This window comes from Pseudoalteromonas sp. NH0006-26 (assembly GCF_057552415.1).
In genome coordinates this window covers 216,880-230,341 of record NZ_BAAJMJ010000005.1, presented here as the reverse complement: position 1 = coordinate 230,341, position 13,462 = coordinate 216,880, and the positions used below count along the sequence as shown (strand labels likewise).

Here is a 13,462-nt window from a genome sequence, read left to right as displayed (position 1 = left end):
CCTACATTTATAAGCCATGTGTTAACCTTACAAAATAGATAAAAGGAGTGCGTGTGCGTCACATTTTAATTTTCAGTTTTTGCTTTATTGTAAGTGGTTGCAGCACTATAGGCTTTAATGACTTGTTTAATGATTATGCCACAAACACCACCCCTGTTAGGCAAGCTATTAGTAATAATAATATTGAAAATGCACGCGCCCTTATAAAAACCAACAGTAAAGCACATAGTAATTATTTACTGAACCAATTAGAGCAAGGCCGTATTGCTGATTTAGCGAATAACCCAGACAGTGCGCAAACATACTTTGAAACTGTCTACCAACAAATGCAAGCTAAGCGCCAAGCAGCCCAAATACAAGTAAGTGCAGGGCTTGAGCAAAGTAATGCGCTGTTAACCAACGACTCAGCGATAGGTTATATCCCCCCTGCTTACGAAATGAGTATGTTGCATAGCTACAAAGCACTTAATTATGTTTATAAACGCGATATTGAGAGCGCGTTAGTTGAAGTACGCCGTGCCAATAAGGTACAAGTTGATGCACTACTTGATAATCAAAGCGAGTTTGATAATGCCATTGCCCAAGCACAGCAACACTACCCAGATATGGATAATTTAATTCGCTCGGTAAAAAATGGCTTTCAAAATGCGTACACGTTTTACTTATCAGGGTTGTTATATGAAACGGCAAAGCAAGGCGATGATGCCTACAGAGACTATAAAAAAGCGCTCGAAATACAACCTAACAATCCGTATTTACAGCAAGATATATTGCGCCTTGCTAAGCAGCAAGGTTTTGCGGATGACTACCAGCAATTTAAGCGACAGTTTGGTGAAGTAAACGCCATAGATAAAAATCAAGGCGAAGTAGTTATATTATTTGAACAAGGCCTGATACCAAAACAGCACGAGTTTAAATTGCGATTGCCTATTTATACTTCGCAGGGAGATGCCCGCTTTTATAGCCTAGCAATGCCCGTTTATATAAATAATGCCTACAGCAGCGCAGTAAATAATATAAAGGTTAATAACCAAGTATTAGCATTAAGTCCGTTAGTGCATTTAGAAGCACTGGCTGCTAAAACCTTAGAGCAGCAAGTAGCTGGGCGTGTTTCAAGGCAAATATTACGTCTTGTCGCTAAAGAAAAAATGCGTGCAGAGCTTGCGCGCAGTGCCGGTGATGTGGGGAACATTTTAGCAAATTTATATAATCTTGCATCTGAGCAAGCAGATACGCGCAGTTGGCTTACCCTGCCTAATCAGATCAGCCTTGCTCGCAGTGCCGTAAAAGCAGGCGAACATACTTTAAATGTTGGCTCACAACCACCAATAAATTTTACCGTTAGTAAGCAAGGGTTAACGTTAATCTACCTAACCTCTGTTAATAACTATTTTAACTCCCATGTAGTGCAACTTTAGGAGCCATCATGAAATACATACTTCCCGTTATTGCGTTAATTATGCTCAGCGCATGTAGCAGCCGACCTGTAACCTCAGGTATTGGGGTTGAGCAAGCTGCCAACGCTTACAAAGAGCAGCTCAACGTTAATAACCCGCAATTAGCTAAAAAGCTTTTAATTAGTGATGTAAAAACGCGTCAAACAAATAACCTGACCGATGTGGTGGTAACTTTAGCGAGTACCTATAAAAAGTCGCAATACTTACAGTATCAATTTAACTGGTTTGATAAAGATGGCTTTGTTATTAAAGGCAACCATTCACCGTGGCAAGCCCTAACATTATTTGGCTTTGCTAAAACTCAGCTTGCAGGGCTAGCGCCTAGCTCTGATGCCGTTACTTTCTCATTAGCGGTAAGAGAAGTATCAACCGACGCACAAGAATTTAAAGATTAAAGGAAATCATGATGATCAATAAACAATTTAAATCACTGTCTAGTTATGCAATTTTAGGCTTAGCGGCACTGACACTTTCAGGCTGTGCCAACAAAGCGGTTGTCAGCTATGGTGATGCCCAAGCCGTAGAAACCACAGATATAAACTTTGGCTCTACTGATTTACAAAAAGTCGCCTCGCAAATGACCGACTCTCTGCTTAGTTCGCCTGTGGTTGGTACTATGACCGCCAATACACGCCCAGTGGTATTTGTAGAGCGTATTAAAAATAAAACCAGTGAACATATAGATACAGAATCAATCACCGACTCAATCTCTACTCAATTACTGCGTAGCGGCAAATTTAGATTTGTTGATATGACCCGTGTAGAAGCAGTTCGTGAGCAAATTACATTTCAAAACGAAGACGCCCTAGTCAACCCAAGTACTGCGGTTGCTTTTGGTAAGCAAATTGGTGCGCAATATATGCTGTACGGTAACCTATCAAGCATTGTTAAATCTAATGCCGATAAAGCCGATGTGTACTACAAATTTACAATGCGTTTAATGGATATGCAAAGCGGCCTGGTTGAATGGGCTGATGAAACTGAAATTCGTAAAACGCGTGAAAAATCAACATTTGGTTGGTAACAATAGGAGCGAACTATGAAAACGCTTAGCTTAATTTTATGCGCTTTATTAGTAATGAGTACCCCAACGTTTGCCAAGTATGAACGCAATAAAGCCGTTCCTGTACAGCAAGTACTATTTGGGAAAGTAAAGTCGGTGCGCACTATTACTGAGCAACAATTAGTACAAGACAAAAGTAACGGCTGGAAAACCTTTGGCGGTGCCTTATTAGGCGGTGTCGTTGGTAACCAGTTTGGCGGCGGCAGTGGTCGTACTGTAGCGACTATTTTAGGATCGGTGATTGGTGGTAACGTTGCCCATAATCAGCAGCAAACACAACGCTATGAACACACACAGCTCGTTGAATTATTGATACAAGTAGAAAGTGGTGAGCAATTTATGGTGGTACAAGACAACGATCCCGCTATGCGTTTTCACCAAGGGGATAATGTTCGCCTTATTTACTTAACTAATAACACGGTACGAGTAGATAGCGCGTATTAAGCTTCTTGCAAGGCGATAGCTGAAAAATAAAAAACCTAACTTAGGTCACTAAGTTAGGTTTTTTTAAAGGTTAATTACCTTTATTTTAAGCTGGTTCTTTTGCCCAAAGCTGCTCATTTTCATGCATTTCATATAAGCCGTGAGCACGATTTATAAGTAAGTTTGCAAAATCGGCTTGGGTTTTATCACGCGCACCCGCGGTAATAATTTGGTCGGCTTTTAGCTGCCACTGCAATGAAAAATAACGCATGGCATCACGTGCATCTTTTGCTGCAGACGCTTCAGCGTGATCAGTTGGTAAACGACCGGTGATCACCCAATAGCTTTTACCGTTTTGCGCTTTAAATTTCCAAAGTGCGCATAAAGGTGCTAAAAAACGGCTTTCTTTTTCAAGCAAGGTTTTAGGCATAATGCCTTTTTCAGCTAAATGTTTTTGCGCATTTTGAAAACATTCGCGCTGCCATTGAATTTCTTGTTGCTGAAGTTCAGCTTGCTGCTCTGGTGTTAATGGTTTTTGTTCTTGTTGCTGCATTTTAATAACCTTTTTACTTCTTTGTTTACACTTTAAGGGCATAACAAATAAGGCGCAAGCATAAATAGCCAGCTTAACACCTTATTCGCAGCTGTTTGCTGGGTTTTTAAACAAAACACACTTACTTTATGTTGTGATCAAACGATCCTACATCACCTGGGAATACAACTGGCGATTCAATACCCTGTTTGTTAACACTAGCAACCCCAAAATAGTAGTTATCAATAACCACATTTTTTAGCGTAAATTCACTGACATTATCGACCCATTGACTGTATTGCCATTGTGGCTCACTGGTGTAGCGCCAGTATATACGATAGCCCGCTACATTTTTATCCTCTGTTGGCTGCCAAGAAAGTGTGGTACTGGCGCGTACGGCACCACTAATTTTCACCTCTTTAGGTGGCGCAGGAGCCCACGCCATGGACGCAAGACTCACCGCATTTAATGAAGTTAACTTTGCTGCGTAATCAAAATCAACCCCATCAATGGTATCACCGTACACTACCCCATTTTCGGTGCGTAGGTCTTGATGTTGACGGTCATAATGCTCGTTAGTCTCCATAATACGCACAGCCGCAAAGCCCGCATCATTGAACGGACGATGATGCCCGCCTCGGGCAAAACGGTCGAGTCTGTATACCAGCATGGTGTCTAGGTTTTCAATATATTTATCAGCAATGGTGTCTATGTAACGTGCTAAATTACGGCTCGCCGAATCAACTTCGCCGCCAGTAAAACGACGAGTACGGGCTTGCTCTTTAGTTTCAACTACGCGCGTGCCTTCAGAAAAAATACGTGCAGTAGTGTTATCGGTTACGCCATTAATGCCGGTAATGTTGCCAATCATGTCGTTATTTAAAACACCATGCACTTGCCAGTTATTTTTTTGCGCATACTCAGTTAAAATTTTACCACCAAATAAACCTTGCTCTTCACCTGAGAGTGCGGCGTATACAACCGAGCCATTAAATTTATATTGCGATAGAACCCGCGCCGCCTCAATCACACCGGCAACCCCTGATGCATTATCGTTTGCCCCGGGCGAATCGCTAGTAAAGTCCATGACATCACTGACACGTGAATCTATATCTCCCGACATCATCACCATACGATTAGGGTCGGTGCTACCGCGCTGAATCGCGATTATATTAACCACTTCTACAGGGTTAGGAATACGCTTTTCTCCCGAAATGGTTTGCTTTACTTCTAGTATTTCTAAACAGCCACCACACTGTGCAGAAATTGCTTCAAATTCTTTTTTTATCCAACGTCTTGCCGCGCCAATACCACGGGTATCCGATTTAGTTTCAGATAAAGTATGGCGAGTACCAAAGTCCACCAGCGTTTGAATATCATCTCCAATACGCTGCGCTGAAATCTGCCCTGCAATTTGGTGCAATGAAGCTTGTTGTGTGGTTTGTGCCGCTACACTATAAAATGACGCGCTACAAACAGATGCAACCGCACTATACTTAATAATCCGAGTAACTAACTTTAAAGGTGAAATTGACATAGCAGTTTAATCCTTATTGTTGATGCTTTTAAAATGACAGCTCTGTAGGTATACAGCAATGCTTTTGAGATAAACGTTAAAAACCTCAGGTTAAATTACATTTAATTAACACGCTCACTTTAGCTACCGCTTGCTCGGTTTTTTCATTTTTACTAGAAAAATAATCACTTATGCTGTTTTGTACGTATATTAAAAAGATAATCACAATTAATCAGCTATCATTTTATATACCCAGTTTAAAAATAATAAGGTGCTGTAAAAATATGAAGAAACACGAAGAATTACCTGAAGATCATGTTGATCCGCTTATGCAACACTTACATCATGCGATTCGCTTTGCTATCAAAATATTAGCGGTACTCATGGTGCTGGTTATTTTTTGGAGTATTGCTGATGTTGTGTATGTTTTATATATGCGATTGAGCTCTCCCCCTTACTTTTTATTAAACATCGAAGACATTCTGCAAACCTTTGGTGCTTTTATGGTGGTGCTTATTGCAGTAGAAATATTTACTAATATTCGTTTATATTTAGGTTCAAGTTCACTACCGGTTGAACTGGTAATTGCCACTGCACTAATGGCCGTTGCCCGTAAAATTATTGTTCTAGATTTAAAATTAGTAACCTCAGAACAAATTGTTGGCCTTGCATTGGTAACGATAGCCTTGGGTATATCTTACTGGCTGGTAAAAAATAAAACCGGTCATACAAAACTTTAAAGCGTTAATTCAACCTAAGATAACGGGTAAACACCTCATTCCCACTGCGTCTTTGTGCTTTACAATGGTATAGTGGGATACCTCTATAAATACTTAATAAGCTTCTAATATGTATCGACTATTTGAACGGATGACTAAACCGTTTCCGGAGCGTTCTCCGTCTCAGCCTCCTAATACCTTATTTGCATTTTGCCGCCATTACACCAAAGGCATGGAACTGTCGTTGGTACTTATGTCTCTCAGTGCCGCATTATTAGCTATTTTAGAAGTGTCTTTATTTAGTTACATGGGACAACTGGTTGACTGGCTTGGCGAGTACACCCCTGAAGAACTTTTTTCGCAGCAACAATCCGAATTAATAAAAATGGGGCTAATGCTCCTAGTAGTGATGCCTGTGGTGGTATTTTTTAGGTCAGCCATTTTACATCAAGCTTTATTAGGCAACTATCCGATGTCGATACGTTGGCTAGCGCACCGTTATTTATTACGCCAAAGTGTTAGCTTTTATCAAAATGAATTTGCCGGACGAATAGCCACTAAAGTGTTACAAACTTCATTGGCTGTGCGTGAGTCAGTCACTAAGTTACTTGATGTATTAATGTACATTGCCGTTTATTTTGGCTCAATGGTGTTTTTAGTGGCCGCCTCAGATTGGCGCTTAATGCTGCCGTTATTAGTGTGGTTAGCATTATATATTTGCGTGCAAATTTACTTTGTACCACGGTTAAAAAGCATTGCTAGCTCACAAGCTGACGCACGCTCAGAAATGACCGGCCGTATTGTTGACAGCTATACCAATATTTCAACCATTAAGCTGTTTTCTTACACTCAACGCGAAGAGCAATACGCTAAACAAAGCATGGATGTATTTTTACAGCCTGTTTATAAACAAATGCGTTTAGTAACCAGCCTTAACGTGGTTATTCAAAGTTTGAACTATTTACTGGTATTTTCGGTGGCAGCGGTGTCTTTGTATTTATGGTCGTTAAGTGCCATTAGTGCGGGGGCTATTGCAGTGGCATTGAGTTTGTCGTTAAGGCTTAATGGTATGGCCCAGTGGATCATGTGGGAAATTAGCAGCTTATTTGAAAACATTGGAACTGTAGCCGATGGTATGCGCACCCTTTCGAACCCGATTGCGGTTGATGACAAGCCAAAAGCCGACAGCCTAAAAGTAACTCAAGGGGCTATCGACTTTAACAATGTACACTTTAATTATGGTAAAGCCGCCAATGAAAATAACCGAGGCCCAGTAATTAACGGTTTAAACTTAAATATTAAACCGGGCGAAAAAATTGGCTTGGTAGGTCGCTCTGGCGCAGGTAAATCGACATTGGTTAACTTGTTGCTACGTTTTTACGATACCGACAAGGGCAGTATTAGTATTGACGACCAAAATATAACCGATGTAAGCCAAGAAAGCTTGCGCCGCTATATCGCTATGGTTACCCAAGACACGTCCTTACTACACCGCTCAGTAAAAGATAACATTTTATACGGCAGGCCCGATGCCACAGAAGCGGAAATGCTCGATGCAACCAAACAAGCCAAAGCGCTCGATTTTATAACCGATTTAGAAGACAGCAAAGGCAATAAAGGCTTTGATGCACAAGTGGGCGAACGAGGGGTAACCCTCTCTGGCGGGCAACGTCAGCGGATTGCTATTGCTCGGGTGTTACTTAAAAATGCGCCTATTCTTATACTTGATGAAGCCACCAGCGCTTTAGACTCAGAGGTAGAAGCAGCTATTCAAGCCAGCTTAGATGATTTAATGACAGGTAAAACAGTCATTGCCATTGCACACCGATTATCAACCATCGCACAAATGGACAGGCTTATTGTGCTTGATGAAGGTGGCGTTGTAGAGCAAGGCAGTCACGATGAGTTAATTGCCCAAGGCGGCATTTACGCTGCACTGTGGGCACATCAAACTGGCGGCTTTATTGGTATTGAATAAAAAAACCATCTCAGAGTAGGTCATCATTTGGCCTGCTCTTGTTTACTAAAATTTAACTTTATTATTGATTTTAAATGCTATTTATAGCCTTTTAGTCGAATTTTATAGCCCACCTATTGCCTCACTGTTTTTATAATGTCACATTCGCGACTGACTTTTTTATCATTCATCAGGCAATTCACCATGTCTTTATTAAGCAAACATAAATACACCCTTTATGGAGTGCTCGCTATTTTACTTTGGAGCAGTTTAACTGCCTTTATTCGAGATTTATCAGAATTATTTAGCCCAATTGGCGGTGCCGCTTTAATTTATAGCGTCAGTGCGATTTTTTTAATGTTAGTCATGGGTGTACCAAAGCTAAGCAATTACCCAAAACGCTATTTAGTCTTTGGTGGCAGCTTATTTGTTATTTACGAAATATGTTTAGCTTTATCCCTCGGCTTTGCAAATAGTCGCCAGCAAGCGTTAGAAATGGCAATTATTAACTACCTTTGGCCAGCGTTAACTATTTTATTATCGATTATTGTTAACCGTACTAAAGTAAGCGTATTAGTCTACCCGAGCATACTGATTGCGTTTTTAGGCGTTGCATGGTGCATTGCAGGTGATAGTGGTTTATCTGTAGGAGTATTAACCGCTAATATAAGTGACAATCCATTACCCTACTCTATGGCGTTTGCAGCGGCGTTTATTTGGGCTGTGTATTGCAGTGTAACGGTTAAACTTAGCGAGGGTAAAAATGCCATTAGTGTATTTTTTGCAGCCACGGCAATCGCTTTATGGATAAGTTACGGACTGAGTAATGAACCCAGCTTTGAGTTTAGCCTATATTCTAGCTTTACCTTAGTATTAGCAGGCGTGGTTATTGGTGGAGGTTACGCATTGTGGAACCAAGCAATCATTGGCGGTAACCTAGTGTTGTTAGGCACCTTGTCTTACTTTATTCCTGTATTGTCTACGCTATTTGCCTCTATTTACTTATCAATATCGCTTACTAGCGCATTTTGGCAAGGCGTAGTATTAGTTACATTAGGCTCATTAATGTGTTTTATTGTGACCCGAAAAACAAAGCCAGCCCAATAAAATATGTAAGCGAAAAGCTAGAGGCTGTCTGCTTTTCGCTTTAATCATTTACTTAACTAGCTAATCGCAATCCTAACAGCACTAACATCACAATGTTTGCAATCACACCGATTAAAAAGAAGTAACTACGCGGGCTGGGGTTTTTCTCGGTGGCTATCGCGTAATACAGTGCCATATGAATTAAACGTGCAATCACATATACCCAAATACAAATTGCAAATATCGAGCTTTGGTAATTCATCACAAAAGCAAATAAAACCGTTCCTATAAACAGTGCACTGTTTTCTAAAGTGTTATGAAAAGTACGATGCGCCCTAAATATAAAGCTCTCATGAGATAGCTCTTTATCAATTTTCCCTGGCACTGCACCGGGTTGTTTAGCCTTACTAAACGTCGCCACGGCCCACTGCACTAAAACCATAATTAAATACAGATAAAATGCTACAAACGCAGAGTGTGCAATATCGGTCATTGTTTAATCCTTTGTGTTGTTATTAGAGTAATTGTTACAGCAACTATTAAGCCAAATTTAACCTACTGATATATTTACAATATTATTTTATAAAAAATACATTTTTTGTAATAGATTCCTGCTTTATATAAAAATTACGATCTTTATGTAAGGTGTACTAAACCAAATCCACATTTAATACTAATTACGTATTTTATAAATTTAACTTGAGCATTTATTCTAATTATTGTTTTATAGGCGTTACTAAAAACGGAACATGGAGTTTGTATGAAAAATAAAATACCCAAATCTTTAGTCGCAGTAGCATTGTTGAACTTTATAGCAGTACCTGCTTTTTCAGCTCAAGATCATATTGAAAATGCAGAAAACGTGGCACAGCAAGCTCAATACAAAAACGTAACAACTATTAAGCGTAATTTCGCAAAGCAAGTAGCGCTTAATTACAACCTAGTTAATTCTGATATAAAGCAAACACTAAACCAATATAACTTAGTTTTAAATGCTGATCAGTTATCAACTGTAGCACGGCATACAAAGCGTAATATAAGTCAGGCAAATAGCGCATTACAACAACTCAAAGGCTTACCAAACAATACAGGAAGCTTGTTACAAGTTCGTTTGGCAAGTGAGTCCATGCTTACTGATTGGCAACAAGGTGAAAACCCTTTATTCGCATTTGCACCCGCTGGTGACGATAGCCAATGGAGCGAGATTGAAGCGTTCGATCAGTTTGGTGACATTCATTACTTGAGTGTTGACCAAATGCCAACCCAACCTGTTTTTATTGTCGAGCTAGATCAACAAAAAGTACAGGATGCGGGTATTGCAGTAATGAAAAGCATTTTATCTGCTAATAAGCTCAGCAAAAACATGGTTAGCCCACAAAATCAATTAAGTAATGAGCAGCCATTACAAACTAGCGTGCTGAAAAAAATACACTTAGAGGATGATAAAGAGCCTTGGATTTCAGGAAAAGCAGAGGTTTATGCCATTGTAACGGGGATCGATCCTAGTAGGGATGAACCAATATTAGATATTGTTGATTTACCTTATTTAGATCATGACCAAACCAATTACAGCCCAAATCAGGTTCTAATTCATTGGCAACGCTATCGTTGGCAGGCAGTTGATTTGCTTTTAATGGAGCAAGATGACAACACAAATTATAAAACCTTAGCAATGAAGTTATTAGAAATATCAGAGCAAGTAATGGCAAGCATCCCTGATTTACAAGCACAGGGCTATACTATTATTCCTAAACTCACTAATGAGTTACTTAAAGCAATGCCTGATGAATGGTTTACCAATAATGATGATTATGTCGATGTTTTTTACACGCTGTTCGAAAACAAAGAGTATCAAGGTTATAAAGGCGCAAGTAGTAATGCCACCATTACCTTATCACCTTTAGAAATTAACCCTCGTCAGTAAATATCGACTCGCCACTGTTTGGCTTGGTAACTAAACAGTGGTGAGTTAATCATTACTCCCTCAGTTTAAGCGTGATACAAACTACACCGTGATCGGTACTCAAATCGTCGCGCTCAAATTGTGGGTTAATTAAATGACGATCGTAAGTATGATAATCGCTTACTTCAAAAAAGCTGTCGTCATAGCCAGAATCAAACTCACAAGATAGCAAAATATAATCAAGCACAGAGCTGCTTGCGCCAAAGTAATGTGTTGCTTTTCGTAGTGGTTTTAAACCTTGGCTATCTACATCGGTAACACCTTTTATTGGCTCACTAGCTACTTCATCAGGCTCGCAATCATCGTTTAACTTTGTAAATAACTGCCACGCATCGTTAAGACAATATTTTGCAAGGTAGGTTTTACTATCAAACGTGGGGGCAAAACGCAGTGTATTGGTTAATAAATGGCTTAAAACGCCATCAGCTAGGTCGTTATTAAAATCTCCCATTAATACCATAGGCTGTTGCGTGGCTTCACGACGACTTATCATTTCAATCATCAGTAACGTTGCTTCACTACCGCGCTGAATAGTAGAGCCCCAACCACCCGCTACATTCGCTTTTAAAATTTCGATAATGTTTTTTTCAGCTGGAAGTTCTTTATTATTTTCATCAATCTCAATTAATGGCCGTTTAGATTTAAAATGCACCACATAACAATCGGTATTGCCGATATGCGGCAAACTTATTGTGGCTCTAAGTACTTTACGGCTAAAGGCAAAATCTTCAGTTAAACCTAGGGTATTAGCAAGCTCATGATCATGTTTCACGCTTGCTACTTCAACAATAGGGTATTTTGTGGCTATTGCTACAACGGGGCGTTTATAAATAAAATCATCTATTACCTGTGGCTCATCTACCACAGCAAAGTACGCATAACCTTGCTGCTTTAGTAACTCTTTAAGCGACTCAATGCTAAACACTTCCTGAAAACCGATTACATCAGGCTGATGCTCGGTTAAATAATCAATAATCCAGCGCTGTTTTTTAGCCCATTGCTCTGCGGTATATATTCGCTCAAACTCATAATAAGCATTAGGTGGCTCAAGATAATTAAACAGGTTAAATGTGGCTATTTTTAATGTTGAATTGGTTATCATCATCTCAGGGGATTGTTTTGAGTTATCAGTTAAAGGTGATGTATTACAGTCACTAATAATGGTCGCCTTTGAAAGTTTATATTGTATGCTATTGTCAACATCATATAAGATTTTTGCTGAGTGCCAAAGCTTGATAATAATTAACACTCATTAAATCGTGCAAAACTTAAGCAAACGCACCGTATCCCCTTTAAATTTATATACAAGTTGGTATGCTACGCGACCTTTTTTAACATATGGTTAGCAAAAAAGGCAAAGCCAAGGGGCGGCTATCGCTGCAAGGCACTTACTATAAGTGGCAGCAATATTACAGGCATCACGTTAAAAACGTTAGGTGTAACTTTAAATAGCAATATACAAAAGCACTATTAAGGTCAAACTATGCGATTAGGACCAGGACTACTCGTCACCGCTGCCTTCATTGGACCAGGGACTATTACCACCGCGAGCGTAGCGGGTGCAAACTTTGGTTTTGCACTAATATGGACATTACTATTTTCAGTAATTGCCACCATATTATTACAATCTATGGCGGCGCGCCTTGGCGTAGCCACCGGGCAAGACTTAGCACAAGCACTAAGAGCCCACATTGAAACTCCCCTATTTAAATCTCTCGCTATATTTTTAGTGATCAGCGCCATTGGTGTTGGCAGTGCCGCCTACGAGGCTGGTAATTTAAGCGGTGCCAGCATGGGGTTAATTGAAATATTTCCTCAGGTAAATGCCCAACTTTGGACGCCACTCATTGCATTTTTAAGTGCGGTTTTACTTTACAGCGGTAAACACAAAGTTGTTGAAAACGCGCTTATATTATTAGTAATTTTAATGAGCCTAGTGTTTATCTCTACGCTTGTTATGGCAGCTCCCTCGCTTAGTGATGTGTTAGCAGGCTTTATTCCTAGCATGCCAGAGGGCTCACTCACCACAGTCTTAGCATTGGTAGGCACTACCATAGTGCCATACAACTTATTTTTGCATTCGGGTGTACTGGCTGCTCGCCACGACAGCGAAAGTGACAAACAAAAAGTAATTAAAGAAACCAACATCGATACCGGTGTGTCTATCACCTTAGGTGGCGTGATCACGCTAGCTATTTTATCAACCGCGTCAGTGGCATTTTATGGCACAGATGCAGGGCAAATTAGCGCTGCTAATATGGCGGTGCAGCTTGAACCCTTACTAGGTGATGCCGCCCATTACTTTTTTGCTATTGGTTTATTTGCCGCAGGCTTAACAAGCGCAATCACTGCCCCCCTTGCCGGTGCCTACGCAGTGTGTGGCATGTTAGGTTGGTCAAATAAAATGGATAACACTCGCTTTAAAAGCGTTGCCATTGTTATTTTATTATTTGGTGCGGCGGTGGCCTCACTGGGTTTAGACCCTGTTGCCGTGATAATTTTTGCCCAAGCCGCTAATGGCTTATTACTGCCTATTGTAACCACCTACCTAGTGTGGCTGGTTAACCAAAAAACAGTAATGGGCAAATACACCAACTCACTGCTGGTAAATCTATTTACTTTACCGGTGTTAGTGCTTATTTTTGGCTTAAGTGGTTATAAACTTTTTAGTTTGATTTTTTGATATCACTACGCGATTCATACACAAAAGCCGCTGCATCATGTGCAGCGGCTTTTTTAATTGCAG

General features: G+C 40.1%; 13 protein-coding genes. 9 read left to right on the top strand and 4 right to left on the bottom strand.

Features of this window, described 5'->3' with window-relative positions; all coding sequences use genetic code 11:
• The first annotated feature begins 53 nt into the window (after positions 1-53).
• Genes AC27JR_RS09825 through AC27JR_RS09810 form a run of 4 tightly spaced genes read left to right on the top strand, consistent with a single transcriptional unit; the run spans position 54 to position 2,964 of the window.
• Positions 54-1,418 (top strand): COG3014 family protein, encoded by a 1,365-nt coding sequence (locus AC27JR_RS09825; RefSeq protein WP_487173464.1) that lies wholly within the window; start codon positions 54-56, stop codon positions 1,416-1,418.
• 8 nt (positions 1,419-1,426) lie between these two features.
• Positions 1,427-1,852, top strand: a complete 426-nt coding sequence (locus AC27JR_RS09820; RefSeq protein ID WP_076920101.1) for a YcfL family putative periplasmic lipoprotein — start codon at positions 1,427-1,429, stop codon at positions 1,850-1,852.
• Positions 1,853-1,863: 11 nt separating this feature from the next.
• Complete coding sequence (gene lpoB, locus AC27JR_RS09815) at positions 1,864-2,481, top strand: penicillin-binding protein activator LpoB (protein ID WP_008110027.1); 618 nt, start codon at positions 1,864-1,866, stop codon at positions 2,479-2,481.
• A 15-nt stretch (positions 2,482-2,496) separates the two neighbouring features.
• On the top strand, positions 2,497-2,964 hold the full coding sequence (locus AC27JR_RS09810; RefSeq protein WP_487173463.1) for an outer membrane lipoprotein: 468 nt from the start codon (positions 2,497-2,499) through the stop codon (positions 2,962-2,964).
• An 85-nt stretch (positions 2,965-3,049) separates the two neighbouring features.
• On the opposite strand, the gene AC27JR_RS09805 is transcribed toward AC27JR_RS09810, so the two are convergent.
• Both AC27JR_RS09805 and AC27JR_RS09800 read right to left on the bottom strand, forming a co-directional pair.
• Positions 3,050-3,496 (bottom strand): DUF4826 family protein, encoded by a 447-nt coding sequence (locus AC27JR_RS09805; RefSeq protein ID WP_008110031.1) that lies wholly within the window; start codon positions 3,494-3,496, stop codon positions 3,050-3,052.
• A 121-nt stretch (positions 3,497-3,617) separates the two neighbouring features.
• A complete protein-coding gene (locus AC27JR_RS09800) occupies positions 3,618-5,012 on the bottom strand; it encodes a M28 family peptidase (protein WP_487173462.1) in 1,395 nt (464 codons plus the stop codon).
• 263 nt (positions 5,013-5,275) lie between these two features.
• Between AC27JR_RS09800 and AC27JR_RS09795 the strand changes: the two genes are divergently transcribed.
• The 3 genes from AC27JR_RS09795 to yddG all read left to right on the top strand — a co-directional run bounded on the left by AC27JR_RS09795 (position 5,276) and on the right by yddG (position 8,774).
• Complete coding sequence (locus AC27JR_RS09795) at positions 5,276-5,731, top strand: phosphate-starvation-inducible PsiE family protein (protein WP_076920097.1); 456 nt, start codon at positions 5,276-5,278, stop codon at positions 5,729-5,731.
• Between the two features lie 109 nt (positions 5,732-5,840).
• Positions 5,841-7,688, top strand: coding sequence for an ABC transporter ATP-binding protein (locus AC27JR_RS09790; protein ID WP_487173461.1), 1,848 nt, complete (start codon positions 5,841-5,843; stop codon positions 7,686-7,688).
• A 183-nt stretch (positions 7,689-7,871) separates the two neighbouring features.
• Entirely contained in the window at positions 7,872-8,774 is a 903-nt protein-coding gene (yddG, locus tag AC27JR_RS09785) for an aromatic amino acid DMT transporter YddG (protein WP_487173460.1), read from the top strand.
• Between the two features lie 52 nt (positions 8,775-8,826).
• On the opposite strand, the gene AC27JR_RS09780 is transcribed toward yddG, so the two are convergent.
• A complete protein-coding gene (locus tag AC27JR_RS09780; protein ID WP_487173459.1) occupies positions 8,827-9,246 on the bottom strand; it encodes an MAPEG family protein in 420 nt (139 codons plus the stop codon).
• Between the two features lie 267 nt (positions 9,247-9,513).
• Here AC27JR_RS09780 and AC27JR_RS09775 point away from each other — a divergent pair, with 267 nt between their 5' ends.
• Positions 9,514-10,677 carry a DUF3103 family protein gene (locus AC27JR_RS09775; RefSeq protein WP_487173458.1) on the top strand — a complete coding sequence of 388 codons (1,164 nt, stop codon included), beginning with the start codon at positions 9,514-9,516 and terminating at the stop codon, positions 10,675-10,677.
• Positions 10,678-10,729: 52 nt separating this feature from the next.
• Here the strand turns inward: AC27JR_RS09775 and AC27JR_RS09770 are convergent, their stop codons facing one another.
• The gene (locus AC27JR_RS09770) at positions 10,730-11,779 is read right to left on the bottom strand and encodes an endonuclease/exonuclease/phosphatase family protein (RefSeq protein ID WP_487173518.1); all 1,050 of its coding nucleotides are present in this window, start codon (positions 11,777-11,779) and stop codon (positions 10,730-10,732) included.
• A gap of 420 nt (positions 11,780-12,199) precedes the next feature.
• On the opposite strand from AC27JR_RS09770, the gene AC27JR_RS09765 reads away from it, so the two are divergent.
• A complete protein-coding gene (locus tag AC27JR_RS09765) occupies positions 12,200-13,399 on the top strand; it encodes an Nramp family divalent metal transporter (protein WP_487173457.1) in 1,200 nt (399 codons plus the stop codon).
• Positions 13,400-13,462 lie beyond the last annotated feature (63 nt).